The sequence below is a fragment of the Amycolatopsis sp. NPDC003731 genome (genome assembly GCF_053586895.1).
This window is the reverse complement of sequence record NZ_JBSFNC010000001.1, coordinates 35,410-61,120: the sequence shown is the minus strand read 5'-3', so window position 1 is coordinate 61,120 and position 25,711 is coordinate 35,410. Positions and strand designations below refer to the sequence as shown.

Sequence of the window (25,711 nt, the reverse complement as noted above, 5' to 3'; positions counted from 1 at the left end):
GGGAGACACCATGGGGCGCCTGATCGACCGCGTGCTCAACCGGCTCGTGCCCACCGCCGAGGCTTCCGCCTGCAGCGGCCAGTACGTCTGCAACAACGCCGGTCACCCCGGCTACTGGTACCGGTTCTGCTGCGTGCAGGACGGCTGCCAGTGGACCAAGATCCGCAGCACCTGCTGAAACCGGCCGGCGAGCGTGCCGGGTGGTGTCCGCCACCTTCCCCGCGGACACCACCCGGTGTGGGGGAGTGACATGGAGTACCTGCGGGCCGCCGGCGCGGCGCTGATCGCCGTGGTGTTCGCCGCTTCGTCGTTGTCGAAGCTGCGGGACTTCCGCGGGTTCGCGCGTTCGGTGCCCGCGCTGGTGCCGATGCCCGCGCGGTGGGTGACGCCGGTGTCGGTGGCCGTCGTCGCCACCGAACTCGCCTCCGCCGTCCTCGTGCTCGTCACCCCGATCGCCGGCTTCGCCCTCGCGACGGCGTTGCTGCTGGCGTTCACCGCCGCCATCGCTGCTTCACTGCGACGCGGACGGCACGCTCCCTGCCGCTGCTTCGGCGCGACCGAAACCCCGATCGGTCCGCGTCACCTGGTCCGCAACACCCTGCTGATCTGCTCTGCCGTCCTCGGCGCGCTCGCGCCGGAGCACCTGCCGTCCGTCGCCGGGGCCGCGGTCGCCTTCGCGACCGGCGTCGTGGTGGCCGTGCTCGTCATCGCCATGGACGACATCGCTGTCCTGTTCGCAAGGAGTTCCTGATGCCCATCGTCGTCGCCGCCCTGGTGCTGCTCGGCCTGTGCTGCCTGCTCAACCTGCTCCTGACCGTCGGGATCCTGCGCCGGATGCGGACGCAGTCCGGGCAGCCGAACTCCGGTTCGCTCTTCGCGCTGCAGCCCGGTGCGGCCGTCGGCGAGTTCGCCGTCACCACGACCGACGGCGAGCCGCTCACGGCTGCCGAGCTGAATGGCACCGTGGCGTTCTTCTCCGCCGATTGCGACGCCTGCCACGAAACCCTTCCCGACTTCCTCGCCTACGCCCGCGCGCAAGGCCGTGACAACGTCTTCGCCGTCTTCGCCGGCGACGAGCCGGAAACCGTGCGCGCGCTCGCCGAGGTCGCCCACGTGGTGACGGCGGAGTTCGACGGCGGCCCGGTCGCCGCCGCGTTCCGCAACACCTGGACGCCCGCGCTGTACGTCGTCGACGGCGGGCGGGTGACCGCGACCGCCGGGCGGGTGCACGAGCTGCCCGTGCCCGCCGGCCGGTGACCGTGGCGGAACCGGACCGGCGGCTCGGCGCGGGCCAGGTGCGGGCGGCGGCCGCGGCCGCCGCCGCGCTGCTGTGGCGGTCCGGCCCGGCGCGGCTACTGGGCCTGCTGGTGATGACCGTGGCCGCGGCGGCCGCCCCGATCGCCACCGCCTGGCTGACAAAGCTCGTCCTCGACCGGCTCGTCGAGCGCACGGGCTCGGTCGGCGGCCTCGCCGGGGCGCTGGTGCTCACCGGGCTCGCCGTCGCCGCGCTGCCCGTGCTCACCCACTACGTCCGCGCGCAGATCGGCCGCGCGGCGAGCACGGTCGCCACCGACCGGCTGTTCGCCGCGCTCGGCCGCCAGGTCGGGTTGCGCACCTTCGAGGACCCCGCCTACCAGGACCGGCTGCGGCTGGCCCAGGAGAGCTGCGGCCGGATGCCGGAGATCGTCGACGGCGTCGGCGGCGCGCTCAGCGGAACGCTCTCCCTGGCCGGCTTCCTCGGCTCGCTGCTCCTGCTGAGCCCGGCGATGACCGGGGTCGTGCTCGCCGCCGCGATCCCCGCGCTGCTGGCCGAACTGCTGCTGTCCCGGCGCCGCGCCGCGGTCGAGTGGCGGATCGAGCGGTTCGCCCGGCGCGAGTTCTTCTACACCCAGCTGCTCACCGGCATCCCCGCCGCGACCGAGATCCGCCTGTTCGGCATCGGGGCGTTCCTGCGCGCCCGCCTGATGGACGAACGCCGCAGCGCCAACGAAGCCCAGCGCCGGATGGACCTCCGGGAGCTGTGGACGATGGGCGGGCTGACGGCGCTGAGCGCGGCCGTCGCCGGGGCGGGCCTCTGGTGGGCGATCACGTCGGCGCGCGCCGGGTCGCTCAGCGCCGGCGACGTCTCGATGTTCGTCGCCGCCGTCGCCGGGGTGCAGGCCGCGCTGGGGACGCTGGCGTCGTCGATCGCCAACGGCCAGGCCCGGCTGCTGTCGTTCGCGCACCACGTCGCCGTGGTCCGCGCGGAACCCGACCTGCCGAGCGGGTCCCGCGACACGGTTCCCCCGCTGCGGCACGGGATCGAGCTGCGCGACGTCTGGTTCCGGTACAGCGACGAGCACCCGTGGGTGCTGCGCGGGGTCGACCTCACGATCCCGCACGGCACGGCGGTCGCCCTCGTCGGTCTCAACGGCGCGGGCAAGAGCACGCTGGTGAAGCTGTTGTGCCGCATGTACGACCCGACGCGCGGGCGGATCCTCTGGGACGGAGTCGACCTGTGCGACGTGCCGCACGCCCTGCTGCGCAACCGGATCAGCGCGGTGTTCCAGGACCACATGAACTACGACATGACGGCGGCCGAGAACATCGGGCTCGGCGAACTGTCCGCACTGGACGATCGAGCCCGGCTGGTGGCCGCGGCGACCCGCGCGGGCGCGCACGACCGGATCGCCGCCCTGCCGGAGGGCTATGACACGCCGCTCACCCGCATCTTCGAAATCGGCACCTCGGCCGGCGTGGTGCTGTCCGGCGGGCAGTGGCAGCGGCTGGCGCTGGCTCGTTCGCTCGTCCGGGAGGGGCGCGACCTGATGATCCTCGACGAGCCGAGCTCCGGCCTCGACCCGGAGGCCGAGCACGAGGTGCACGCCCGCATCCGCGAGCACCGGCAGGGTCGTACGAGCCTGCTCATCTCCCACCGGCTGAGCACGGTCCGCGACGCCGACAGCATCGCCGTCCTCGAGGACGGCCGCGTGACGGAGCTGGGAACGCACGAAAGCCTGCTCGCCGCCGACGGGGGTTACGCCCGCCTGTTCCGCCTGCAGGCCGACGGGTACCAGGCGGCGTCGTGAAAGTCTTCCTCGCGCTGCTGGCTTTCGGCGTCTTCGCCATCCGTCGCCGGCTGATCATGACCACAGTGGACGGTCCGAGCATGGAACCGGCGTTGTCCTCCGGCGACCGGGTCCTGGTGCGCCGGACCCGCCGCGCCCGCTGCGGCCAGGTGGCCCTGCTGCGCTTCCCGCAGTTGCCGAGCGGCGCGCCGGTGGGCGACCAGCTGCTGCTCAAGCGCGTGGTGGCGGTGGCGGGCGACCGCATCCCGGCGGACTGGGCCGACCCGGACGTCCACGGCCTCGGCGGCGAGCTGGTCCCGCCCGGCTGCGCGGTGGTGCTGGGCGACAACCGGCCGACCAGCTGGGATTCGCGGCACTACGGGTTCGTGCCGCGGGAGCGGATCGTGGGTGTGGTGGTCCGGCACGTGCCCCACGGTCGTGAGTGGTAAGGCGGGTTCTAACCCGCCTTACCACTCACGACCGCGGTTCAGAGGGTCTTCTCCAGGCGGCCGGCCAGGAGCTTGATGAACCGGGACGGGTCGGCCAGCTCGCCGCCCTCGGCCAGCAGGGCCATGCCGTAGAGGAGCTCGGCCGTCTCGGCCAGGCCCTCGTCCTCCGGGCGGGCGGCGTGGGCCTCGCGCAGCCCCGAAACCAGCCCGTGCTCCGGGTTGAGCTCGAGGATGCGCTTGATCGGCGGCAGCTCCTGCCCCATCGCGCGGTACATCTTCTCCAGCGTCGGGGTCAGGTCGTGGGTGTCGCCGACGATGCAGGCCGGCGACGTCGTCAGCCGCGACGACAACCGGACCTCCTTGACCGTGTCGCCCAGCGCCGTCCCCATCCACGACAGCAGGCTCTCGAAGTCCTTGTTCTGCTGTTCGCGGGCCACCTCGGTGGCCTTCTTGTCCTCTTCCGACTCGAGGTCGACCTGGCCCTTGGCGATCGACTGGAACTGCTTGCCGTCGAAGCCCGGCACCGAGTCGACCCACATCTCGTCGATCGGGTCGGTCAGCACCAGCACCTCGAAGCCCTTGGCGCGGAACGCCTCCATGTGCGGCGAGTTCTCGATCGCGGACCGCGACTCGCCGGTCATGAAGTAGATGTGCTCCTGGCCGTCCTTCATCCGCGAGACGTAGTCGCGCAGCGAAGTCGGCTTCTCCGCGTCGTGCGTCGAGGCGAACGACGAGATCTCGAGGATGGCCTCGCGGTTCTCGAAGTCGTCGAGCAGGCCCTCCTTGACCGCGCGGCCGAACTCGCGCCAGAACGTCGCATACTTCTCGGCGTCGGCGGTCATCATCGTCTTGACCGTCGAGAGGACCTTCTTGACCAGGCGACGGCGGATCAGCTGGATCTGCCTGTCCTGCTGCAGGATCTCCCGCGACACGTTCAGCGAGAGGTCCTGCGCGTCGACCACGCCCTTGACGAACCGCAGGTACTCGGGGACCAGCGACTCGCAGTCGTCCATGATGAAGACGCGCTTGACGTAGAGCTGCACGCCGCGCTTGCGCTCCCGCAGGAACAGGTCCATGGGCGCGTGCGAAGGCAGGAACAGCAGCGCCTGGTACTCGAACGTCCCCTCGGCCTGCAGCCGGATCGTCTCCAGGGGGTCCTGCCAGTCGTGGCTGACGTGCTTGTAGAACTCGTGGTACTCGTCCTCGGTGACCTCGCTCGACGACCGCGCCCACAGCGCCTTCATCGAGTTGACGGTCTCGGCCTCGTCGCCCTCGCCCTTCATCCGGATGGGCCAGGTGATGAAGTCGGAGTACTTCTTCACGATCTCGCGGATCTTCGCCGCGGACGTGTAGTCGTAGAGGTGGTCCTCGGTGTCCTCGGGCTTGAGGTGCAGCGTGACCGCGGTGCCCTGCGGCGCGTCCTCGACCGGCTGGATCGTGTAGGTGCCTTCGCCGGTCGACTCCCAGCGGACGCCCTCGGCGGTGCCCGCGCGGCGCGTCACGAGGGTCACCTTGTCCGCGACCATGAAGCTCGCGTAGAACCCGACGCCGAACTGCCCGATCAGGTCCTGCGACGCCGCCGCGTCCTTCGCCTCCTTCAGCTTGGTCAGGAAGTCGGCGGTGCCGGACTTGGCGATCGTCCCGATCAGGGCGACGACCTCGTCGCGCGTCATGCCGATGCCGTTGTCGCGGACCGTGAGGGTGCACGCTTCCGGATCGGTCTCGATCGCGATGTGCAGGTCGCCGGTGTCCGCCTCGAGGTCCTTGTCGCGGTAGGACTCCAGCCGCAGCTTGTCGAGGGCGTCGGAGGCGTTGGACACGAGCTCCCGCAGGAACGTGTCCTTGTTCGAATAGATCGAATGGATCATCAGCTGGAGCAGCTGACGCGCTTCCGACTGGAACTCCAGCGTCTCGATCGGGGCAGTCACTTCCATTCCCTTCCGCATGTCCGGCGGCCGTTGTTGGGTCGATCCTACCGAGCGGGTCCGACAGTCCGGGACCGCGCACTTTATGAACGCAATCTAGGGACCCGCGGCTCCCGGTGTGATGCTGGCCACGCCCCGCTGTCGATCAAGGAGGATCGAGTGCCCGGACGCTTGCCCCGCTGGGCGGCCGTGTTCGCCGCCGCCTGTGCCCTGACCACCGCGTTCGCCGCGCCCGCCGCCGCGGCGGGCGTCGCCGACCGCCCCGTCCCGACCACCGGCTGCGGGCGCGCGCCCGGGATCCCGGCCGGGGTGACGACCACCCGGCACGTCACCTCCGGCGGCCTGGACCGCGAGTACACCGTCCACCTGCCGGCGCACTACAACCCGCACCGGCCGTACCCGCTGGTCCTGTCCTTCCACGGGCACAAGCGGACGTCCCAGTACCAGGAGGAACTGTCCGGGTTCTCGGCGCTGGACGCGATCGCGGTCTACCCGCAGGGCCTGATCGGCACCGACGGCGAATCGGCATGGACCGGCGCGCCCTATTCGGCCGCCGCCGACGACGTCCTGTTCACCAGCGACCTGCTCAACGCGCTGCAGCGTTCCCTGTGCGTCGACCCGAGCCGGATCTACGCCGCCGGGAAGTCCAACGGCGGCGGGTTCGTCGGCGTGCTGGCCTGCCGCATGGGCGGCCGGATCGCGGCCTTCGCGCCGGTGTCCGGGGCCTTCTACCCCCAGGGCGGCGCCTGCACGCCCCGCCGTCCGGTGCCGGTCCTCGACTTCCACGGCACGGCGGACACGACCATCCCCTACGCCGGCAACCCGGCGAAGGGCCTGCCCGCGCTCCCGGACTGGCTCGCGGCTTGGTCCACAAGGGACGGTTGCCGGCCGGACCCGGTGTCGTGGACGCCGGTCACCGGGGTCGTCGCCGAGAAGTGGCTCGGCTGCGACCGGCGCGGCGCCCTGGAGCACTACCGCGTGGAAGGCGCCGGGCACGTCTGGCCCAGCACCCGGCCCAACAACGACTCCGCGACGCCGACGGTGATCGACGCGACGCCGGTCATCTGGCGGTTCTTCCGCGCGCATCCCCTGTGGTGAAACGCGATTGACGCAGGTCAGGCCCCTCGGCGACGATTGATTCCACCAGGCGGGAAAGTCCCGCGTCCCCATCGTCGCAACGGAGTGCGCTGTGAAGGTGCTTGTCCTGAACGCCGGCTACGAGCCGCTGCAGACCGTTTCGGTCCCGCACGCGATCCGCATGCTCGTGCGCCACGTCGCCGAGATCCACGAGGCCGAGGAGGGTCTCGCGTACGGGTTGTTCCCGCGCCCGAAGATCGTGCGGTTACTGCGTTACGTCGTCATGAAGTGGCGATATACGCAGCCGCCGCGCTGGTCCCGGCGGGGCGTGCTGGTCCGTGACGGCCACCGCTGCGCCTACTGCGGGCAGCGCGCCACCACGATCGACCACGTGACGCCGCTGAGCCGCGGGGGCGCCCGGACCGACTGGCTCAACACGGTCGCCGCGTGCGGCGGCACGGCCCGCAGCTGCAACGCCCGCAAGGCGGCCAAGCTGCCGGCCGAAGCCGGGATGAAGCTGCGCTTCACCCCGTACGTCCCGGCGTGGGACCAGCTGCACCGGCCCGGCACCTGAGCACGGCCTGTCCGTCGGCACACCGGCGGGCAGGCCGTTAGGCTCGAACCGATCGCCACCCGCATCCGTGTGTTCCGTGTGCGCTGGGGAAGGCCGGGGAGGTCGCCGTGACCGACGCAGGAGAGCTGATCGCCGGGCGCTACCGGCTGGCCGAGCGGATCGGCCAGGGCTCGATGGGCGTCGTCTGGCGCGCCCGCGACGAGCGCCTGGACCGGGTCGTGGCGATCAAGCAGCTGGACTACGACGCGGCCATCGGGCCGGCCGCCGGCGACCAGGCCCACCAGCGGGCCCTGCGCGAAGCGCGGCTGACGGCCCGCCTGCGGCACCCGCACGCGATCACGGTGCACGACGTCGTCGAGGCGCCCGGCGGGCCCTACCTGGTGATGGAGTACCTGCCGTCGCGCAGCCTGGCGGAGCTCCTCCTCGACCGCGAGACCCTGCCCGCCGAGGAGGTGGCGCGCATCGGCGCGCCGATCGCGTCGGCGCTGGCCGCCGCGCACGCCGAAGGGGTCGTGCACCGCGACGTCACCCCCGGCAACGTCCTGCTCGGCGAGTCCGGCGTCGTCAAGATCGCCGACTTCGGCATCTCCCGCGCCACCGGCGAAGGCACTGTGACCGGCGGCGGCTTCATCGCGGGCACGCCGGCGTACCTGGCGCCCGAAGTCGCCGGGGGCCGGGAAGCCGGGTACCCGGCCGACGTCTTTTCCCTCGGGGCGACGCTCTACCGCGCGCTGGAGGGCACTCCCCCGTTCGGCCACGACGACAACGCGATCGCGTTGCTGCTGCGCATCGCCAAGGAAGAGACCATCCCGCCGCGGCACCGCGGGCCGCTCGCCGAAGTGCTCACCCGGATGCTGCGGCGGGACCCCGAAGCGCGCCCGGCCATGGCGGAGGTCCAGGAGCTGTTCGAAGCGGTCACCGGCGGCCGTCCCCTGCCGCCGCCGCGGCCGCGGCCCCGCGCCGGAACCCGGCTCCTGCGTGTCCGCCGTCCGCGCCGCCGGCTCGTCCTGGCGGGCGCCGCGGGCGCGGTGCTGCTGGCCCTCGGCGTGGTTATCGGGACGGCGATCGTCCCGGACGGCACACCGGTGGCCGCACCGGTCTCGTCCTCCCCCGCGGCACCGCCGAGCTCGACCCCCACCCCGACGACCCCGGCCGACCTGGGCTGCGCCGCCCGCTACGAGGTGACGAACTCCTGGCCCGGCGGCTACCAGGTCGAGGTGACGGTGCGCAACGACCGGTCCGCGGGCCTGTCCGGCTGGAGCGTCCGCTGGCAGCTGCCCGCCGGTCACCGCATCAGCGGCTTGTGGAACGGCACCTTCTCGGTCGATGGTTCCACGGTGACGGTCGAAAACGCCGCCTGGAACGCGAAGCTCGACGCGGACAAGACCACGACGTTCGGCCTGATCGCCCTGACGCAGAACGGAAGTGACGACGCCCGCCCGGCGCTCACCTGCCGGACGCTCTGACCACGGGAGGCCCGTTGAAGCCCCACCACGTCCGGGACCGGCGCCGGTCGATCCACTTCGACGGCCGGACCGTCACCCTCAAGGTCGCCACGAAGGCGCTGGGGTTCCTCCCGGACGACCGGCCGCACCGGTTCCGGGTCGCGAAGCTCATTGACGTCAAGCACCGGGAGGCGACCAGCAAGGACGTCGGCGAGATCGTCTTCGTGGGGCCGGAAGGGCACACCGAAATCGTCGCGAACGTGCCGATGGGGTGCGACAAACTGCCGGGCAACACCTTCCGCTACGGGCGCGACAAGCTCGCCAAGGTCAAGGAGTTCCTGGAAGCCGTCGAGCAAGCCCGTAAGAAGTAGCGGCGCTGTCCAGGCGGTTCAGCACCGCCGAGACGTCCGGCCGCCGCGCCAGGCCCGCCCGCGTCACCGCGAACACCTTGCGCGTCAACGGTTCCCGCAGCGGGTGCAGGCTGACGCCGAGTGGCCCGCCGGGCAACGCCATGGCCGGGACCAGTGCCACTCCCGCGCCCGCTGCCGCGAGAGCGACGAGCACGGCGAAGTCGGCGGATTCCGCGGCGATCTCCGGCACGAACCCGGCCGCACCGCAGGCGCGCTGGATCATCGCGTAACACGACAGGTCGGCCGTCGGCACCAGCCACGGCCGGCCGGCGAAGGCGGCCAGGTCCACCGGTTCGCCGTCGGCCGGCCCCGGCGACGCCGGATCCCGCGCCAGCAGGACCGGGTCTTCGAGCAGGATCCGCTCCGCGCACCGGGGCGGGATCTCCCGCGGTAGGAGCGAATACCCGTGCACCACCGCGACGTCGACGTCCTGCCGGAGCAGCGACTCCAGGGCGGCGTCGGGCTCCTGCTCCACCAGGCGCAGGGAGACCGGCCCGCCCCACGCCCGCGGCAGGAGCTGCCGGGCCGCGGAGGCGAAGGCCGCCACGCGGACCGTGCCGGTGCCGCCGTTCCCGGCCGCCGCGGCCAAGGCCGATTCCGCGGCGGCGAGGTCGTCGAGGATGACTTCGGCGTGCGAGAGCAGCAGCCGTCCGGCCGGGGTGAAGGCGAGCGTGCGGCCCCGTTTCTCCAGCAGCGGGACACCGGCCTCGCGTTCGAGCGCGGCCAGGTGCTGCGAGACGGCGGGCCCGGTCAGGTGCAGGGCCGCCGCCGTCGCGGCCACGGTCCGGTGCTGGGCGAGTCCGTGCAGGACGCGCAGGCGACGCAGCTCCAACATGAAGTCCAGCTTCCTGATCAAGCAAGAAAGAGTAACTGGTACTTCAGCATCCTACCGCCGACGATGGGCTGGTGAAGCTGAAAGCGACCGCGGCACTGGCCGTCACCGTCGTCCTGTGGGCGTCGGCGTTCCCCGCGATCAAGGTGGGCCTCGACGGCTACGGCGTCGCCGGGCTGTCGTTCGCCCGGCTCGCGGTGGCGTCGGCCGTGCTGCTGCTCGTCGCGCCCGTGCTGGGCGTCCGCCGGCCGCGCCGCGCGGACCTGCCGGCGATCGCGGGGTGCGGGCTGGCCGGGATGAGCGCCTACCAGCTGCTGCTCAACTGGGGTGAGGTGCACGTCCCCGCGGGCACGGCGAGCCTGCTCGTGTCGGTGGCGCCGGTGTTCAGCGCGCTGCTCGCGGCGGCGTTCCTGGGAGAGCGGCTGACCGCGGCGAAGCTGCTGGGCAGCGCGGTGGCCCTCGGCGGCAGCGCGCTCATCGCCACGGGTGGCGGCCTGGGTTACTCGGGCGCGGCGTGGGCCGTGCTGGCCGCCGCGGCCGTCCAGGCGGTGTACCACCTCGGGAGCAAGCCGTTGCTGCGGCGCTACACCGGGCTCGAGGTCGCCTGCTACGCGATGTGGGCCGGGACGCTGTTCCTCGCGCCGCTCGCACCGCAGGCCGTGCACGCCTTCGCGAGCGCGCCCCCGGAAGCGACGCTGTCCGTGGTGTTCCTCGGCGCGTTCCCGTCGGCGGCCGGGTTCGTCGCCTGGGGGTACGCGGTGGCCCGGCATTCGCTCACGGTCGCGACGGCGGCCCTCTACCTCGTGCCCGCGGTGGCGCTGGTGGTGGCGTTCGGCTGGCTCGGCGAGCGGCCGAGCTGGGTGGATCTCGCGGGCGGGGTGCTCAGCGTCGCCGGCGTCGTCCTGATCGGGACCACGGTCCGTCGTTGGGCCGGTCGGGGTAATTCGGAAAAGATCGACAACGCGGCTCAACGGCCGGGGCAGCCGGCTCGTCGGTAGTGGTGATCGATCACCACACGGAGGTGCCAGTGCGAAGAACATTTTCGGTGTTCGCGGTCCTGCTCGCCGGTGCGGCGGGCGTGGCCGGGCTCGCCCCGCCGGCCGCGACCGCCGCGACCGCCGGGGTCCCGTCGCCGACCGTCACGCTTCCCACCGGGGACCGGGTCACCGTCGGGACCACCCCGGACGGGCGGGACACGTTCGAGGTGCGGCCGGCCGCGGACAAGGGCATGGCGCGGGCGCTCGTGCACCTGCGGCTCGGTGGCCGCGACTACGAGGTGCCCGGCACCGCGTTGCCCTACCTGGGACGCGGGCTCGACCTGAGCCTGTTCGACATCAAGGCGCTGCTGGCCGGCGCGAAGGCACCGGTGGACACCGCGACCTTCGGCGCCGCGCTGGCCCGGCAGTTCAAAGAAGACAGCGCCCGCGGCCGGTTCGGCGGCCAGGGCCTGTTCGCGAACGGCGTCCGCTACGCCCTGCCGGGAGCGCCGAAGCGGCCGGCGGCCCAGCCGCGGTCGGTGATGCGGACCGTGTCGCTCGACGCCACCGACATCGCGGGCAAGCCCGCCGACACCGGCATCGCGTTCCTCTACAACACCGACGACGGCAACACCCTCGCCCCGGACGAGACCTTCAACTACTTCTTCGGCGGCACGGCCAAGTTCAGCGTGCCGGACGGCAACTACAGCGCCCTCGGCGTGTTCTGGACGACCGACGCCGACGGCAACCCGACCGAGCTGCGGTTCAGCGCGCAGCCGGAGTTCACGGTGAAGGCGGACAGAGGAGTCCGCGTCGACGCGAAACGGGCGTCGAGCAAGCTGACCTGGGTGACCCCGCGCCCGGCGCTGCTGGACGACACCGGCTTCCTGTTCCGCCGGGCCGCCAAGACCGGGCCGGCGCTGCTCGTCGACTTCGACGCCGGGCCCGGCGTGCCGATTTCGGTGTCGCCGACGAGCACGCCGGTGCGCACCGGCGCGTTGCAGACCTATCCGTACAGCAGGCTCGTCTCCCCGCCCGGACCGGGCACGCCGTACGAATACGTGCTGCAGAAGGCGAGCATCGGCGTGATCCCGCAGCAGCGGTACGTGATCACGGCGAAGGACGTCGCCGCGGTCGACGCCACCTACTTCAGCGAGTACTCGTCGCTCGGCATGCGTCAGCGCAGCGGGATGTTCACGTTCGAGGACGTCAGCGGTCATCCGTCGCACCCGATCCAGCTGCCGCGCAAGCAGACCGAGTACGTGTCGGCGGCACCGGACCTGGGGTGGTTCGGCGGGTTCGCGAAGTACACCCTGCCGGGGTCCGGCTGGGCGGGGGGCCAGCGCGAGCCGTTCCACACCTACCAGGGCGGCTCGTCGGTCACCGAGGACTGGAACCGTTTCCCCCTGCACCCCGCCGGCGAGGTGGCCCTGCTGCCGCTGAACGACAGCCGGGCCTACACGTTGCCCGGCGCGACCCGGGCGGGCGATCTGCTGCGATTCTCGATCACACCGTTCAGTGACAACCAGCCCGGTCACACCGGCTACGGTTTCTCCGGCGAGTCCCGGGACACCATCACCGGGTCCTACCGCTTCACCCAGGACGGCACCACCCTGGCCGAAGGCACTCCGCTGGGCGCCCGCGCGGCCGCGTTCGACACGGAGGTCGCGCCCGGGCCGTCGACGCTGGGGCTCACCATCGACGCCGGGCGCACCGGGCCGATGTACCACCAGAGCACCGCGAGCCACACGGAATGGACGTGGCAGTCGCAGCACGTCGAAGGCGTCACCCTGCCGCCGACGCTGTACTGCGCCCGCGGGGACGGCGGGCCGGACCGGAACTGCGCCGTCGAACCGCTGCTGACGCTGCGGTACGCCGTCGGCGGGCTGCGGCCGGACGGGTCCACGGTCTCCGGTCCGCAGGGCCCGGACCTCACGGTCGGGCACCTGCAGCAGAGCACCGGTTCGCCGGTGACGGCCGCGACCGTGCAGTACTCGACCGACGGCACGACCTGGCAGGACGCGCCCGTCACCGCCCGCGGCGACGGCGTCTTCCACGCGGACTTCTCCGCGACGACGGAGGCGTTCCGCGGAACCGACGTCTCCCTGCGCGTCACGGCCGCCGACGCCGCCGGGGCGACCATCGCCGAGACGATCACCGCCGCCTACCACGTCTACGTGTCATGAGGGGACTGTCCACAGTGAGCAGGAGATGGCTCGGAGTGCTGGCCGCCGCGGTGGCGGCCGCCGGCGTGGTCACCCCGGCGGCGAGTGCCGCACCGGGGCCGCGCGCGGCGTGTCCGGAACAGCCCGGCGTGCTGCGCTGCCTCACCACCTACACGCCGGGCGCGGCCCGCGCCTTCGGCCCGGCCGGTTGGGGCGCCGACGACCTGGCGTCGGCCTACGGGCTGCCCGCTTCGGCGGGGCCGGACACCGTCGTCGGCATCTCGATCGCCTTCGACGCACCGAACCTGGAGGCCGACCTGGCCGCGTACCGCGCGCAGTACGGCCTGCCGCCGTGCACGACGGCGAACGGCTGCTTCCGCAAGGTCAACCAGCAGGGCGCCGCGGCGCCGCTGCCGGAGGTGAACTTCGGCTGGGCCCTGGAGTCCACTTTGGACGTCTCGATGGTTTCGGCGGCGTGCCCGTCCTGCCGGATCCTGGTCGTGGAGGGCAACACCCCCGGGTTCGCCGACCTGGCGGAGACGGCGGACACCGCGGTGCGGCTGGGCGCGAAGGTGGTGTCGAACAGCTACGGCGCGCGGGAGAACGGTGCGGCGCTGGCGTACGCGAGCCACTACCAGCACCCCGGCGTGACGGTGGTGGCGTCCTCCGGCGACACCGGCTTCACGGCGGCGAGCTACCCGGCGGTGCTGGCCTCGACGATCTCGGTCGGCGGCACGTCGCTGGCCCGCGACCCGGACTCCCCGCGCGGCTGGGCGGACTGGGCGTGGACCTACGGCGGCAGCGGCTGTTCGGCGTACATCGCGAAGCCGAAGTGGCAGCAGGACACCCACTGCGGCAAGCGGACGGTCGCGGACGTGTCGGCGGCGGCCGAGGACATCGCGATCCACTACGCGGACGCGGGCGGCTGGCTCCCGGCCAGCGGCACGAGCGCTTCGGCGCCGTTCGTCGCCGGCCTGATCGGCCGTTCGGGCCACGCGGGCGTCACCCAACCGGCGGCTCTGTACGCGAACGCGGGGTCGTTCACCGACGTGACGACGGGCCACAACGACCCGGCGGGCGGTGGCAAGAAGTGCGGCGGCGACTACATGTGCGTCGCGGGCCCGGGCTATGACGCGCCGACGGGGGTCGGCGTGCCGAACGGGCTGGCGGGCTTCTGACGGAACCGGTGGCGCGGGCTCGCTCGCTCGCCCGCGCCACCGGTTTCCCGGTCAGGGGGTTTCGAGCCCCGCGCGGCACAGCCCGCGCTCGTAGGCCAGCAGCCCGGCCCCGGTCCGGTGCGCGCACCCCAGTTTCCGCACCACCCTGGCCACGTACTCCCGCACCACCGGCTCCGGCAGCTCCAGCCGTTCGGCGATTTCGGCGTTCGTCAGGGCCGCGCCCACCGCCGTCAGCACCTCGGTCTCCCGGGCCGAAAGCCGGTCGACCGCCGCCATCCGCTCGTCGCGCGGGCCGGACAACCGGGTCGCCGCCGACACCTGACGGCGAGAGACGTCCGAGGACAGCACCAGGTGGCCGTCCGCCGCCAAGCGGACCACCTTGAGCACGTCCCGCCGCGGGGCCGAGCGCAGCAGGAACCCCGCCGCGCCGTCGCGGAGGGCGCGCAGGATGCCCGCGTCCGAGTCGAACGTCGCCAGCGCCACCACCGCCGGCCGGTGGGGGAACTCCTCCGGCCGGCTCAGGCGCAGGTCCAGCAGCAGCACGTCCGGCAACCGCCGGCGGAGGGTGCCGCGGGCCGCCGTCGCGTCGGGGACCGCGCCCACCAGCTCGATGCCGTCCGCCTCGGCGAGGACCGTGCTCAGGCGCGCTCGCACCGCCGGGTCGCGTTCGGCCACCAGGACCCGGACCGGCGGCGGCACGAGCACCGCGTCAGTCCTTCGGCCGCAGGCGGATCAACGGCAGGTCGGTCTTCGAAGCACCGACCAGGTCCCGGCCGCCCGGGCCGCGCAGCCGCACCTCCCGGAACCGCACCGACGACAGCTGCGCGGCTTCGATCGGGTAGACGTCGCCGTAGCGCTTGATCTTGTCCACCAGCTCCTTGCCGAGCAGTTCGACCAGGCCCGCGTGCCGGGTCGCGCCGCCGCCCAGCGGGACGTCCAGCTGCTTGCGGACCTCGGGGAACCGCTGGTCCAGCTCCACGGCCAGCTGGTGGATCGTGACGTAGGCCGGGCCGAAGTCCTCGGCGTCGGGACCCGGCGGGATCTCCTTGAGCACCTTGATGAGCTTGTCGTCCATCCCGAGCTTGTCCCACAACGTCACGTCTTTTCCTCCGCTCCCGACCGCCGTTGGTCTACCAGAGGACCGGCACGCGGTCCACTCCCCCGGTGACACGGTTGGTCCGGATCCGGAGTTCATCGACCCCGGCGGCCAGGCGCAACCCCGGGAACCGCCGGAACAGCGACCCGAAGACGACGCGCAGTTCGGTGCGGGCGAGGCTGGCACCGATGCAGAACCAGCCACCGTAGGCGAAGGCGACGTGCGAGTTGGGCTTGCGTTCGGGGTCGAACGTCTCCGCCGACGGGAACACGGTTTCGTCCCGGTTGGCGGCGGCGATCGCCAGCACGACGGCGTCCCCGCGGGCGATCGTGACGCCGCCGAGCTCGACGTCGTCGTGCGCGTACCGCAGCACGCCGAGCCCGCTCGGGGCGGACATCCGCAGGATCTCCTCGACGACGCCGTGCACGCGGCCTTCGGGGTCGGCGGCCAGCGCGTCCCGGCGGGCGAGGTCGCTGAGCAGGTAGAGCACGCCGAGGTCGATCCGGTTGGACGTCGTCTCGTGACCGGCGAACAGCAGCCCGGCGGCCAGGCGGGCGAGGTCGTCGTCGCCGAAGGACGGGTCGCCGGCCTGCGCGCGGACCATGTCCGAGACGACGTCCTGGCCCGGATTCCGCCGCTTGGTGGCGGCGAGCCGGCTCATGTAGGCGGTGAACTCGTCGAGCGCGGCGTCGGCACCGTCACCGATGTCCATCCGGCCCATCCGGTCCGACAGCACCCGGAAGGTGTCGCGGTCCTCGTACGGGACGCCGAGCAGTTCGCAGATCACCAGCACCGGCAGCGGGAACGAGAGGTGCTCGTGCAGGTCGACCGGGTCGTCGCCGGCGCGTGCTCGTTCCATCGCGTCGAAGCAGCCGTCGGCGAGTTCCTGCACGTGCCCGGCGAGCCGGCGGATCCGGTTGGCGGAGAAGGCGGGCACGAGCATCCGCCGCATCCGCGCGTGCTCGGCGTGCTCGGTCTCGTGGTCGCCTTGCGGGCGGCTGAGGATGGCGGCGTCGGACAGCGCCGACGCCTCCTCCGGAGCCGGGTGCGAGCGCCCGAACCGCGGATCGGTGAAGGCGGCCCGCACCTGCTCGAACCCGGTGACCAGCCAGGCCGGATCCCCGGCCGGCGTAGTCACGGCGACCACCGGCCCCTGCCGGCGCAGCACCTGGAACAGCGGCGCGATCTCCAGGACGTTCGGCCGCGGGAACGGCAGCCGCGGCGAATCCGTGGTGGCGGTCATGGCTTTCTCCTCCCGGTGCGCGGCCGGCAGGCGCGAACCCGGGCGGGCCGGTCTCCGGCCGCTCCCCCGGTCCCCCCGCGATCCACGGTACTCAGGAACGGCGTGATCAGACCGGGAACGCGAGTTCCCCGCCCGATCGGGCCAGCGCGTCCGCCCGGGAGGACCGGAACTGTCGGTGGCCACCGGTATCGTGGAAACCGGGGGCCGGAGGCCAGACCCCGCCACGATCGCGCCGACGCCCCGGGCCTCGGTCCGGCTCCGGCGAGGTCGGTCGGGCGCTGCTGTGGTGGAAGCGGGTCTTTGCCCGGAGGGTGCAGCTGGCTTGGGCGGGTGCCCACCACCCCGAAGCCGGAATTGTCACTACGGCCGGTGGTACCGCGTCAAGGCGGGAAAGCGTGCCTTGACCCGGCACCACCGGCCGTGTTCGGGCTTCGGATCGGGGTGGCGGGGCAGGCCTGGGCGGGGTGCGAGTCCGGGCGTCAGGGTGCCGTTCGCGCGAACCGCCGCCGCCCCTACAACAGCTTCCAAGCCTGCGTCAGCGCCTCCCGCAGGATCTCCTCCATCTCGTCGAACTCCGCCTGATCGCACACCAGCGGCGGCGACAGTTGCACCACCGGCTCGGCCCGGTCATCGGCCCGGCAGTACAGCCCACCCTCGAACAACGCCTCCGACAGGAATCCCCGTAGCACCCGCTCCGACTCGTCGGCCGAGAACGACTCCTTCGTCGTCTTGTCCTTCACCAGCTCGATGCCGTAGAAGAACCCCGCTCCGCGGACGTCCCCGACGATCGGCAGGTCCAGCAGGCGGTCCAAAGTGGACCGGAACGCGTCCTCCCGCCGAAGCACGTGGCCGTAGAGGTCCTCCCGCTCCATCAGATCGAGGTTCGCCAAGGCCACCGCGCACGACACCGGGTGCCCGCCGTAGGTGGATCCGTGCATGAACGTCGTGGCGCCGCGCGTGAACGGCTCCATCAACCGCTCCGACGCCAGCACCGCCCCCAGCGGCGCGTACCCCGACGTGAGCCCCTTTGCCGTGGTGATGATGTCCGGCTGGTAGCCGTACCGCTTGGCCGCGAAGTCGTACCCCACCCGGCCGAACGCGCAGATCACCTCGTCGGACACCAGCAGCACGTCGTGCTTGTCGCAGATCTCGCGCACCCGCGCGAAGTAGCCGGGCGGCGGCACGAAACACCCACCCGTGTTCTGCACCGGCTCCAGGAAGACCGCCGCGACGGTGTCCGCCCCCTCGAACTCGATCGCCTGCTCGATCTGGTCGGCGGCCCAGCGGCCGTACGCCTCGTAATCGCCGGCGTGCTCGGGTGCGCGGTAGAAGTTCGTGTTCGGCACGCGCAGGGTGCTCGGCACCAGCGGCTCGAAGTCCGCCTTCGCGCCCGGGATGCCGGTGATCGACAGCGCGCCCTGCGACGTCCCGTGGTAGGCCAGCGCGCGGCTGACCACCTTGTGCTTGCCCGGTTTCCCGACGAGCCTGAAGTACTGCTTGGCCAGCTTCCACGCCGTTTCGACGGACTCGCCGCCGCTCACGGTGAAGAACACGCGGTTCAGGTCGCCGGGGGCGGCGTCGGCCAGCCGTGAAGCCAGTTCGATCGCCGTCGGGTGCGCGTGGCCCCACAGCGGGAAGTACGCGAGCTGCTTCGTCTGCCGTGCCGCCGCCTCCGCGAGTTCCTCGCGGCCGTGGCCGACCTGGACCGCGAACAGCCCGGCGAGCCCGTCCAGGTAGCGCCGGCCCCGGGAATCCCAGATGTAGGGGCCTTCGCCGCGCACGATCACCGGGACGTCGGTCTCGTCGTAGGCGGAGTGGCGGGTGAAGTGCATCCAGAGGTTGCTGCGAGCGGCCTGGGCGAGATCGGCGGTAGCGGTCATGCCCTGGTTATCGCACGTCCCGGCCGCCGGGCGCAAGCGATTCAGTCGTCCAGACGAACTTGGACGACTAATTCATGATCTCTTTGCCGCGACTACCTTCGGATTTAGTCGTCACGGTCAGCGAGTGCCCCACTGGTAGGTCTGTTTCCGCAGCTTGAGGTAGACCATCGCTTCCGCGTGGCGGACACCGGGCAGCGCGCGGATCCGCGTCGAGATCAGCTGGAGCAGCGCCTCGTCGTCGGCGCAGACGGCCTCGCAGAGCAGGTCGTAGCGCCCGGCGCAGAGGATCACGTACGCGATTTCGTCCATTTCGGCCAGTGCGTCGCCGACCGGTTCCAGCGGGCCGTCGACCGTGATCGCGATCATCGCCTGCCGGAACAGCCCGACCTGCAAGGGATCCGACACGGCGACGATCTGGATGACGCCGGAGTCCGACAGCCGCTGCACCCGCTGCCGGACCGCGGCCTCGGACAGGCCGACCGCCTTGCCGATGGTCGCGTACGCGCGCCGCCCGTCTTCCTGCAGCTGCGCGATGATCTGCCGCGAGATGTCGTCGAGCACCGGCGGGGCGGGCCGGCCGGTGGTGTCCTGGCTGCTCACGCCCCGGATCATCCCCGAGACGGGGGACGCCAGGCAAACCCGCCACGCCGTGACGGTGCGTGACTGAATCCGAATGACCCAAGGCCTTCAGACAACGATTTCGGTCGTCAAAGGCGCGTTGACAACACCGAATCGGTGCTGTTCCATCCGTCGCACCCTGCACCCCGGCCGGAGGGAACGCCGATGCCCCGCACTCCCGCCCCGCCCGACGTCACCGCCACCGCGACCCCGAAGAAGACCCTCACCCGGTCCATCGGGGTCGGCGGTGGCACCCTGCTCACGCTCAGTTGCGTGACACCGGCGTCGTCGCTGTTCGTCCTCGTGCCTCCGCTGTTCGCCGACCTGGGCACGGGCACCGCGCTCGCGATCGCCCTCGCGGTGCTGCTCTGCGTCGGGATCGCCTTCTGCTACTCCGAGCTGGGCACGCTGGTACCGAGCGCCGGCGGCGAGTACGCCATGGTGACGACGGTGGCGAACCGGTTCGCCGGCTGGCTGACGTTCATGCTGTCGTTCGTCGTCATCCTCGTCGTGCCGCCGATCATCGCGATCGGCGTCGCCGGCTACCTCGCCGCCGTCGTCGACGTCGACCCGTCGGTCGCCGGGGCGCTGGTCATGCTCGCGGGCACCGCGATGGGGCTGCTCAACCTGCGTTCGAACGCCTGGATCACCGGGATCTTCCTGGTCATCGAGATCGTCGCGATCATCGTCGTGTCGCTGCTCGGCTTCACGCACACCACGCAGAGCCCGGGCGTGCTGGTCGAGCCGAGCCTCGGCACGAGCGGGATCGGGCTGATCGCCGTGGTCACCGGGCTCGCCGTCGCGTTGTTCGTCGTGCAGGGCTTCAGCACCGCCGTCTACCTGGCCGAGGAGATGCGCGAGCCGCGCCGGACCGTCGCCAGGACGGTGTTCTGGACGCTCGGGATCAGCGCGGTCGTCATCCTGGTGCCGGTCGTGGCGATCACCCTGGCCGTGCCGGACACCGCCGCACTCGCCGGCGTCGACCTGACCGCGCTGGTCACCGGCTGGAGTTCGGCGGCGGTCGGCGTGGCGATCAGCCTGTGCATCGCGGCGGCGATCGTCAACGCGGTGATCGTCATGGTCATCCAGAACTCGCGGGTGCTCTTCTCCTCCGCGCGCGACCAGGCCTGGCCGACGCCGGTCAACCGCGCGATGAGCGTGGTGAGCGAGCGGTTCGGCGCGCCCTGGGTCGCGACGCTGGTGACCGGGCTGTCCGAAGCCGTCCTGTGTTTCGTGCCGGTGGACACGCTGAGCGGCGTCACCGGGGTCGCTGTCGTCGCGCTGTACCTGAGCGTCGCGGCGGCCGCACTCGGGGCGCGCCGGGCGGCGCACCGGAAGCCGCACGTGTGGCGGATGCCGGCGTGGCCGCTCGTGCCCGGGCTGGCCGTCGCCGCGCTGGCCTACGTCCTGGTCGAGCAGAGCGCGCTCGACCTGGGCATCACCGCGGGTGTTCTGGTGGTGTCGGCGCTGTACTGGTGGGGGTACCTGCGCCGGCGTCCCGGACGGTGGGTCGTGACGGTCCCCGAGGAATAGCCGTCGCCCTATCGGGGTAACCCTCCCGCGCTCAACCTTCGGGGCCGTTCACCCGTATTGACCCCCGGCAGGGATTTCGGCGAGGGGACGACGGATGCGCAGACCCGGTGTTGGGCTCCTCCTCGGCGCGGTGCTGGTCACGGCGGCGTGTTCGGCACCGCGCACCACGACGCCGAGCCCGATCGCCGAGCCGGTGCCGGTGACCACGACGCCGGCCACGACCACGAGCACCACTCCCCCGCCCGCGCCGCCGTGCGCCGTCACGACCGGCGCGTGCGTGAGCCTGGCGCAGCGGCTGGCCTGGCTGCTGCGGGACGGCCGGGTGGTCCGCGGCCCGGTCCCGGCCGGCTTCGGGCCACCCGACCAGGCGACCCCGGCCGGGTCGTTCCACGTCGTGTGGAAGGACCGCGAGCACCGCAGCAGCCAGTACGGCACCGACATGCCCAACTCGGTGTTCTTCGCCGCCGGCGGCATCGCCTTCCACGCCGGGCCGCTCGACGCGCCCTCGCACGGCTGCGTCCACCTGACCGACGCCGATTCGGCGGCGTTCTTCGACGGGCTGAACGTCGGCGACGCGGTGCAGGTCTTGTAGGCTCCTTCCCTGTTGGACACTTCCACCGTCGTCTCCCGGCTGCGCGCCGCGGGTTGCGTGTTCGCCGAGGACGAGGCCGATCTCCTGGTCGCCGCGGCCACCACCCCCGCGGAACTCGGCGTGCTCGTCGAGCGGCGGGTCGCCGGGCTGCCGCTGGAACACCTGCTGGGCTGGGCGGAGTTCCACGGCCTGCGCGTCATCGTGCGGCCCGGGGTGTTCGTGCCGCGGCACCGCACCGGGTTCCTGGTCGACGTCGCCGTCTCGCTCGCGCCGCCGGACCCGGTGGTGCTCGACCTGTGCTGCGGTTCCGGGGCGCTGGGTGCCGCGTTCGCCGCGGTGTGCCCGCCGCGTGAGCTGCACGCCGCCGACGTCTCGCCCGACGCGGTTTCGTGCGCGCGGCTCAACCTCCCGGATGCCGCGGTGTACCAGGGCGATCTGTACGACGCGCTGCCGTCGTCCCTGCGCGGCCGGGTCTCGGTACTGCTGGCGAACGTGCCGTACGTGCCTTCGGACGCCGTCGCGACGATGCCGCCGGAAGCTCGCCTGCACGAGCCGCTGGTGGCGCTCGACGGCGGTGCGGACGGCCTGGATCTCGCCCGGCGCCTCGCCGCGGGTGCATCGGACTGGCTCGCTCCGGGTGGGACGCTGCTGATCGAATCGAGCGAGCGGCAGGCGCCGGTGCTGGCGGAAACCCTTGCTGCAGTGGGGTTGTCGCCGCTTGTGCACTCCTGCGACGACCTGGGTGCGACCGTCGTGACCGGCACCGCGAAATTATGACCTCACGTTTCGCCGCCCCCGGACGTCTACCTCATGTGATCGTGAAACCGTTCGAGCAAGTCGTCACCGAGCACGGGCCGATGGTCCTCCGGGTCTGCCGGGCCGTGCTCGGGCCGGCCGATGCCGAAGACGCCTGGTCGGAAACGTTCCTGGCGGCGCTGAAGGCGTACCCAGAGCTGCCCGCGGACGCGAACGTCCAGGCGTGGCTCGTCACGATCGCGCACCGCAAGGCCGTCGACGTCACCCGCGCGCAGGCCCGCGGCCCGATCCCGGTCGAGGAGGTGCCGGACCGGCCCGGCGGCGCGGCCGCGTGGAACGGCGACCTGTGGGACGCGCTGGCGAGGTTGCCGGACAAGCAGCGCATCGCCGTCGCCTACCACTACCTGGCCGGGCTGCCGTACCGCGAAATCGCGGAGATCACCGGAGGCACGGTCGAGGCCGCCCGGCGCGCCGCCGCCGACGGTGTCAAGTCACTGCGGGCCGTCTACCCCCTGGAAGGAGCGCACTCATGACGGACATGTTCCAGTTCTTCGGCAACGAGATCCTGCTCGATTCGAGCGTGATGCACGAGCGGCTGGTCGCCGACGCGGCGCGCCAGGGCCTGCTGGACGTCGCCTACCACACGGTCGATACCCCGCTCGGCCCCCTGCTGCTGGCGGCGACCGAGCAGGGCCTGGTGAAGGTGGCTTTCGACCGCCAGGACCACGACGCGGTGCTGGCCGAGCTGGCGGCGGCCATCAGCCCCCGCATCCTCCGGGCCCCGGCCCGCCTGGACCCGGTGGCCCGCCAGCTGGAGGAGTACTTCACCGGCCGGCGGCAAGCCTTCGACGTCCCCCTGGACCTCCGCCTGGCCCGCGGCTTCCGCCGCGCGGTGCTGGACCACCTGGCAGAGATCGCGTACGGCCGAACGGAAAGCTACGCCCAGGTAGCAGCGGCGGCGGGCAGCCCGAAGGCGGTCCGCGCGGTGGGCACGGCCTGCGCATTGAACCCGGTACCGGTGGTCCTGCCCTGCCACCGGGTAGTCCGCTCGGACGGCTCGTACGGCCAGTACGCGGGCGGCCCGGAAGCCAAGCGAGCCCTGCTGACCCTGGAGGCAGCGTGACGCCCACGTCGCCGCCCGGGCCGCGCTGACCACCGGCGCCGACAACCCGGCCCGCCGCCGGCGGTGCTCGCGTCTCGCCGCGTCGCCCACGTGCCCGACTCTCCCCGATGCGCGCGACAGCACGCCGCCGCCACCAAGCGGTCCTCGTGTCTCGCCGTACCAATCCTGACGCCGCGCGACAGCAGGCCGCGGCCACCACCCTGACCGCGCCGGCCGCCGAGACCACCAACCCGCGCACTCAACCCGCCACTGGCCGCGCTCCCGCATCCTTTGCCCCGACGGCCGCGCGCCCAACCAGCCACGGAAGCAACGTGACCACGCTCGACAACACGCCTCCACCGATCGCATCGCGACCGCCGAGATCAACAACCACGACCGCACACTCAACGCGGCGGCAGGGCTCGCCTGCCCCCGCGTCGCCCAACCGACGGCCTCGAAGAACGCGCCGCCGTCGCCGACTAAGCCGCGCCAACCACCGCAACCGAAACCGCACACCCGGCCCGCTGGCGGCGCCACTCCCCACCCCGGCAGTCCACCAAACAAGCCCCACCGACCAAGAAGGCACCATGAAAACGTTCGAAGAACGCGTCGCTGCAGCGGACTGGGCCGCGGTGGCCGACGAGGTCGATGACTACGGCTGCGCGCTCTTACCGCAGCTGCTCACCCCGGCCGAGTGCGCGCGTCTCATCGCACTCTGGGACCAGCCATCACACTTCCGGGCGACCGTGAACCTCCGCCGTCACCGCTTCGGCGACAACGGCGACTACCACTACTTCGCCTCGCCGTTCCCGGAACCCGTGCAACGCCTGCGCCAGGCGCTCTACCCACGCCTGCTGCCGATCGCCCAAGACTGGTCCGCAAAGCTCGGCCGGCCGGCGGAGTGGCCGTCCACTTTGGACGAGTGGCTGGCGGTGTGCCACGCCGCGGGGCAACAGCGGCCGACGCCGATCCTGCTGCGGTACGAGACCGGCGGCTGGAACGCGCTGCACCGCGACCTCTACGGCGACAAGGTGTTCCCGCTGCAGGTGGTGATCAACCTCAACGACCCGGGCACCGATCACACCGGCGGCGAGTTCCTCCTCGTCGAGCAGCGGCCGCGCGCCCAGTCCCGCGGCACGGCGACCCTCATCCCGCAGGGCCACGGCCTGGTCTTCACCACCCGCGACCGGCCGGTCCGCTCGGCCCGCGGCTGGTCGGCGGCCCCGGTCCGCCACGGCGTTTCCGCAGTCCGCTCGGGCCGCAGGCACACCCTCGGCCTCGTCTTCCACGACGCAGCATGACTTCCCCCGAACTCGAGGCGCTGCTGGGCCTGATCGGCCGAGCCCGGCACATCGTCATCGGCACGGACACGCCGTCCCGCCCCGACGGCGAGCAGATCGCCACGGCCTGGGGTGGCTTGGTTCTGGCCACCGTGACCTGGCCCGAGACGGCGGCCTCGTGGCTGCGCCAGGCCCGCCGCTTCGCCGCGCCGGAGCCGGACGTGTGGGTCGTCAGCGCCACCCCGGCCGGCTGGGCGGGCATGGCGCGGCGGTTGCAGCTCTCGACGTCCTGGAGTCCACATCGAACCTTTGCCACCTCGGCGCTGGCCGGCTACCCCATCCCGGGCCTGCGCGGCGCCCACCCGGACGGCACAACCTGGGAGACCTCATGAAGCACGCAGTACTGGATTCCCCGATCGGCCAGCTGACCGTGACCGGCGACGGCGACACCGTGACCGGCCTGTACTTCCCGAACCACTGGCCGCGCCCGGACCGCGCGACCTTCGGCCACCGCGACGACACGGCGTTCCCCGAGGCCGCCCGGCAGCTGAAGGAGTACTTCGCCGGCCAGCGCACGGAATTCGACGTCCCGACGCAGGCCACCGGCCCCGACTTCGACCGCGCGGTGTGGGCGGAGATCGCGTCGATCCCCTACGGCAGCACGGCAACGTACGGCGACCTCGCGCGCTCCTTGCAGGCGTTGCCCCACGACGTCGGCGCGGCGGTGGGCCGCAACCCGTTGAGCATCCTGGTGGCGTGTCACCGCGTCGTCGGCAAGGGCGGGAAGCTGACGGGTTACGCGGGCGGCCTCAAGCGTAAACAGTTCCTGCTGGAGCTGGAGCGTCCACCCGAGTCGGCGCTCTGGTGATCACACGTGGCTGAGCAGCATGCCGACGCCCAGCCCGGTCATGGTCACGGCGATGACGACGTCCAGCACGCGCCACGCCACGGGCTTGGCGAACACCCCGGCCAGCCGTCGCGCGCCGAACCCGAGCGCACTGAACCAGACAGCGCTGGCGACCCCGGCCCCGACCCCGAACAGCCACCGCCCGTCCCTCTGGGCGGCGGCCAACGAGCCGAGCAGCAGCACGGTGTCGAGGTAGACATGCGGATTGAGCCAGGTGAAGGCAATACAGGCGACGACGGCCTTCCGCAGCGGCGTCCGCTCCTCCCCGACGATCATCACGGACGGCCGCAGCGCCCGCCGCGCGGCGAGCACCCCGTACCCCAGCAGGAACAGCCCACCCCCGACGGCAATCACGCCGATCGCCGTCGGCCACCGCTCCAGCACGGCCCCGACCCCGCTGACCCCGAGTCCGATGAGAACAAGATCCGAGACGGCACAGATGACGACCAGCGGCGCCACGGCGCCACCGCGCAGGCCCTGTTGGAGCAGGAAGGCGTTCTGGGAGCCGATCGCCACGATCAGCGAGAGGCCGGTCCCGAACCCGGCCAGGAGGAGAGGGAGCACTCCGTCACGGTATGAGGAGCCACCGCGTTACTCCAGCTAAAGTTTCTTACGGAACATTAGC

At 72.2% G+C, this 25,711-nt stretch carries 28 protein-coding genes; 20 read left to right on the top strand and 8 right to left on the bottom strand.

Annotated elements, in window-relative coordinates:
- Nucleotides 1-10 precede the first annotated feature (10 nt).
- The 5 genes from ACWDN5_RS00310 (at nucleotide 11) to ACWDN5_RS00290 (ending at nucleotide 3,496) form a co-directional block, all read left to right on the top strand.
- Nucleotides 11-178 carry a hypothetical protein gene (locus ACWDN5_RS00310; RefSeq protein ID WP_310973681.1) on the top strand — a complete coding sequence of 56 codons (168 nt, stop codon included), beginning with the start codon at nucleotides 11-13 and terminating at the stop codon, nucleotides 176-178.
- Between the two features lie 72 nt (nucleotides 179-250).
- On the top strand, nucleotides 251-751 hold the full coding sequence (locus ACWDN5_RS00305) for a MauE/DoxX family redox-associated membrane protein (RefSeq protein WP_449673690.1): 501 nt from the start codon (nucleotides 251-253) through the stop codon (nucleotides 749-751).
- The gene (locus tag ACWDN5_RS00300; RefSeq protein WP_449673689.1) at nucleotides 751-1,257 is read left to right on the top strand and encodes a TlpA family protein disulfide reductase; all 507 of its coding nucleotides are present in this window, start codon (nucleotides 751-753) and stop codon (nucleotides 1,255-1,257) included. The genes ACWDN5_RS00305 and ACWDN5_RS00300 overlap by 1 nt, the downstream gene beginning before the upstream one ends.
- Nucleotides 1,254-3,068: an ABC transporter ATP-binding protein gene (locus ACWDN5_RS00295; protein ID WP_449673688.1), complete on the top strand. Its 1,815-nt coding sequence runs from the start codon at nucleotides 1,254-1,256 to the stop codon at nucleotides 3,066-3,068. The genes ACWDN5_RS00300 and ACWDN5_RS00295 overlap by 4 nt, the downstream gene beginning before the upstream one ends.
- Nucleotides 3,065-3,496 carry a S26 family signal peptidase gene (locus ACWDN5_RS00290; protein WP_449673687.1) on the top strand — a complete coding sequence of 144 codons (432 nt, stop codon included), beginning with the start codon at nucleotides 3,065-3,067 and terminating at the stop codon, nucleotides 3,494-3,496. The genes ACWDN5_RS00295 and ACWDN5_RS00290 overlap by 4 nt, the downstream gene beginning before the upstream one ends.
- Nucleotides 3,497-3,534: 38 nt before the next feature.
- On the opposite strand, the gene htpG is transcribed toward ACWDN5_RS00290, so the two are convergent.
- On the bottom strand, nucleotides 3,535-5,424 hold the full coding sequence (gene htpG, locus ACWDN5_RS00285; protein WP_449673686.1) for a molecular chaperone HtpG: 1,890 nt from the start codon (nucleotides 5,422-5,424) through the stop codon (nucleotides 3,535-3,537).
- Nucleotides 5,425-5,580: 156 nt separating this feature from the next.
- Between htpG and ACWDN5_RS00280 the strand changes: the two genes are divergently transcribed.
- From ACWDN5_RS00280 to ACWDN5_RS00265, 4 genes are all read left to right on the top strand, one after another.
- A complete protein-coding gene (locus tag ACWDN5_RS00280; protein WP_310975664.1) occupies nucleotides 5,581-6,519 on the top strand; it encodes an alpha/beta hydrolase family esterase in 939 nt (312 codons plus the stop codon).
- 91 nt (nucleotides 6,520-6,610) lie between these two features.
- Nucleotides 6,611-7,072: an HNH endonuclease gene (locus tag ACWDN5_RS00275; RefSeq protein WP_449673685.1), complete on the top strand. Its 462-nt coding sequence runs from the start codon at nucleotides 6,611-6,613 to the stop codon at nucleotides 7,070-7,072.
- Nucleotides 7,073-7,179: 107 nt separating this feature from the next.
- Nucleotides 7,180-8,538 carry a protein kinase domain-containing protein gene (locus ACWDN5_RS00270; RefSeq protein ID WP_449673684.1) on the top strand — a complete coding sequence of 453 codons (1,359 nt, stop codon included), beginning with the start codon at nucleotides 7,180-7,182 and terminating at the stop codon, nucleotides 8,536-8,538.
- Between the two features lie 14 nt (nucleotides 8,539-8,552).
- Nucleotides 8,553-8,888, top strand: coding sequence for a hypothetical protein (locus tag ACWDN5_RS00265; RefSeq protein WP_449673683.1), 336 nt, complete (start codon nucleotides 8,553-8,555; stop codon nucleotides 8,886-8,888).
- On the opposite strand, the gene ACWDN5_RS00260 is transcribed toward ACWDN5_RS00265, so the two are convergent.
- Nucleotides 8,845-9,783, bottom strand: coding sequence for a LysR family transcriptional regulator (locus ACWDN5_RS00260; protein ID WP_449673682.1), 939 nt, complete (start codon nucleotides 9,781-9,783; stop codon nucleotides 8,845-8,847). The two genes, ACWDN5_RS00265 and ACWDN5_RS00260, sit on opposite strands and share 44 nt — an antisense overlap.
- Nucleotides 9,784-9,833: 50 nt before the next feature.
- Between ACWDN5_RS00260 and ACWDN5_RS00255 the strand changes: the two genes are divergently transcribed.
- From ACWDN5_RS00255 to ACWDN5_RS00245, 3 genes are read left to right on the top strand one after another with little or no spacing between them, the layout of a single operon-like run.
- On the top strand, nucleotides 9,834-10,757 hold the full coding sequence (locus ACWDN5_RS00255) for a DMT family transporter (RefSeq protein WP_449673681.1): 924 nt from the start codon (nucleotides 9,834-9,836) through the stop codon (nucleotides 10,755-10,757).
- 29 nt (nucleotides 10,758-10,786) lie between these two features.
- Complete coding sequence (locus ACWDN5_RS00250) at nucleotides 10,787-12,922, top strand: hypothetical protein (RefSeq protein ID WP_449673680.1); 2,136 nt, start codon at nucleotides 10,787-10,789, stop codon at nucleotides 12,920-12,922.
- A 14-nt stretch (nucleotides 12,923-12,936) separates the two neighbouring features.
- Nucleotides 12,937-14,079, top strand: a complete 1,143-nt coding sequence (locus tag ACWDN5_RS00245) for a S53 family peptidase (protein WP_449673679.1) — start codon at nucleotides 12,937-12,939, stop codon at nucleotides 14,077-14,079.
- Between the two features lie 51 nt (nucleotides 14,080-14,130).
- On the opposite strand, the gene ACWDN5_RS00240 is transcribed toward ACWDN5_RS00245, so the two are convergent.
- The 5 genes from ACWDN5_RS00240 to ACWDN5_RS00220 all read right to left on the bottom strand — a co-directional run bounded on the left by ACWDN5_RS00240 (nucleotide 14,131) and on the right by ACWDN5_RS00220 (nucleotide 18,910).
- Nucleotides 14,131-14,784 carry a response regulator transcription factor gene (locus ACWDN5_RS00240; protein WP_449673678.1) on the bottom strand — a complete coding sequence of 218 codons (654 nt, stop codon included), beginning with the start codon at nucleotides 14,782-14,784 and terminating at the stop codon, nucleotides 14,131-14,133.
- Nucleotides 14,785-14,788: 4 nt separating this feature from the next.
- Complete coding sequence (locus tag ACWDN5_RS00235) at nucleotides 14,789-15,178, bottom strand: hypothetical protein (RefSeq protein WP_310975655.1); 390 nt, start codon at nucleotides 15,176-15,178, stop codon at nucleotides 14,789-14,791.
- Between the two features lie 31 nt (nucleotides 15,179-15,209).
- Nucleotides 15,210-16,418, bottom strand: a complete 1,209-nt coding sequence (locus ACWDN5_RS00230; protein ID WP_310975654.1) for a cytochrome P450 — start codon at nucleotides 16,416-16,418, stop codon at nucleotides 15,210-15,212.
- 512 nt (nucleotides 16,419-16,930) lie between these two features.
- On the bottom strand, nucleotides 16,931-18,298 hold the full coding sequence (locus ACWDN5_RS00225) for an aspartate aminotransferase family protein (protein ID WP_449673677.1): 1,368 nt from the start codon (nucleotides 18,296-18,298) through the stop codon (nucleotides 16,931-16,933).
- A 117-nt stretch (nucleotides 18,299-18,415) separates the two neighbouring features.
- Complete coding sequence (locus tag ACWDN5_RS00220) at nucleotides 18,416-18,910, bottom strand: Lrp/AsnC family transcriptional regulator (protein ID WP_410587013.1); 495 nt, start codon at nucleotides 18,908-18,910, stop codon at nucleotides 18,416-18,418.
- A 171-nt stretch (nucleotides 18,911-19,081) separates the two neighbouring features.
- Here ACWDN5_RS00220 and ACWDN5_RS00215 point away from each other — a divergent pair, with 171 nt between their 5' ends.
- The 8 genes from ACWDN5_RS00215 to ACWDN5_RS00180 all read left to right on the top strand — a co-directional run bounded on the left by ACWDN5_RS00215 (nucleotide 19,082) and on the right by ACWDN5_RS00180 (nucleotide 25,047).
- Nucleotides 19,082-20,449, top strand: a complete 1,368-nt coding sequence (locus tag ACWDN5_RS00215; RefSeq protein ID WP_449673676.1) for an APC family permease — start codon at nucleotides 19,082-19,084, stop codon at nucleotides 20,447-20,449.
- 94 nt (nucleotides 20,450-20,543) lie between these two features.
- On the top strand, nucleotides 20,544-21,041 hold the full coding sequence (locus ACWDN5_RS00210; protein WP_449673675.1) for a L,D-transpeptidase: 498 nt from the start codon (nucleotides 20,544-20,546) through the stop codon (nucleotides 21,039-21,041).
- A 12-nt stretch (nucleotides 21,042-21,053) separates the two neighbouring features.
- On the top strand, nucleotides 21,054-21,818 hold the full coding sequence (locus ACWDN5_RS00205) for a putative protein N(5)-glutamine methyltransferase (protein ID WP_449673674.1): 765 nt from the start codon (nucleotides 21,054-21,056) through the stop codon (nucleotides 21,816-21,818).
- A 35-nt stretch (nucleotides 21,819-21,853) separates the two neighbouring features.
- Nucleotides 21,854-22,330, top strand: coding sequence for an RNA polymerase sigma factor (locus ACWDN5_RS00200; RefSeq protein WP_310975648.1), 477 nt, complete (start codon nucleotides 21,854-21,856; stop codon nucleotides 22,328-22,330).
- A complete protein-coding gene (locus ACWDN5_RS00195) occupies nucleotides 22,327-22,920 on the top strand; it encodes a methylated-DNA--[protein]-cysteine S-methyltransferase (RefSeq protein ID WP_310975647.1) in 594 nt (197 codons plus the stop codon). The genes ACWDN5_RS00200 and ACWDN5_RS00195 overlap by 4 nt, the downstream gene beginning before the upstream one ends.
- Before the next feature lie 566 nt (nucleotides 22,921-23,486).
- A complete protein-coding gene (locus tag ACWDN5_RS00190; protein WP_449673673.1) occupies nucleotides 23,487-24,200 on the top strand; it encodes a 2OG-Fe(II) oxygenase in 714 nt (237 codons plus the stop codon).
- Nucleotides 24,197-24,571 carry a hypothetical protein gene (locus ACWDN5_RS00185; RefSeq protein WP_449673672.1) on the top strand — a complete coding sequence of 125 codons (375 nt, stop codon included), beginning with the start codon at nucleotides 24,197-24,199 and terminating at the stop codon, nucleotides 24,569-24,571. Before ACWDN5_RS00190 ends, ACWDN5_RS00185 begins: the two co-directional genes overlap by 4 nt.
- Complete coding sequence (locus tag ACWDN5_RS00180) at nucleotides 24,568-25,047, top strand: methylated-DNA--[protein]-cysteine S-methyltransferase (protein WP_310975644.1); 480 nt, start codon at nucleotides 24,568-24,570, stop codon at nucleotides 25,045-25,047. Before ACWDN5_RS00185 ends, ACWDN5_RS00180 begins: the two co-directional genes overlap by 4 nt.
- Here the strand turns inward: ACWDN5_RS00180 and ACWDN5_RS00175 are convergent, their stop codons facing one another.
- Nucleotides 25,048-25,650 carry a LysE/ArgO family amino acid transporter gene (locus tag ACWDN5_RS00175; RefSeq protein ID WP_449673671.1) on the bottom strand — a complete coding sequence of 201 codons (603 nt, stop codon included), beginning with the start codon at nucleotides 25,648-25,650 and terminating at the stop codon, nucleotides 25,048-25,050.
- Between the last annotated feature and the right edge of the window lie 61 nt (nucleotides 25,651-25,711).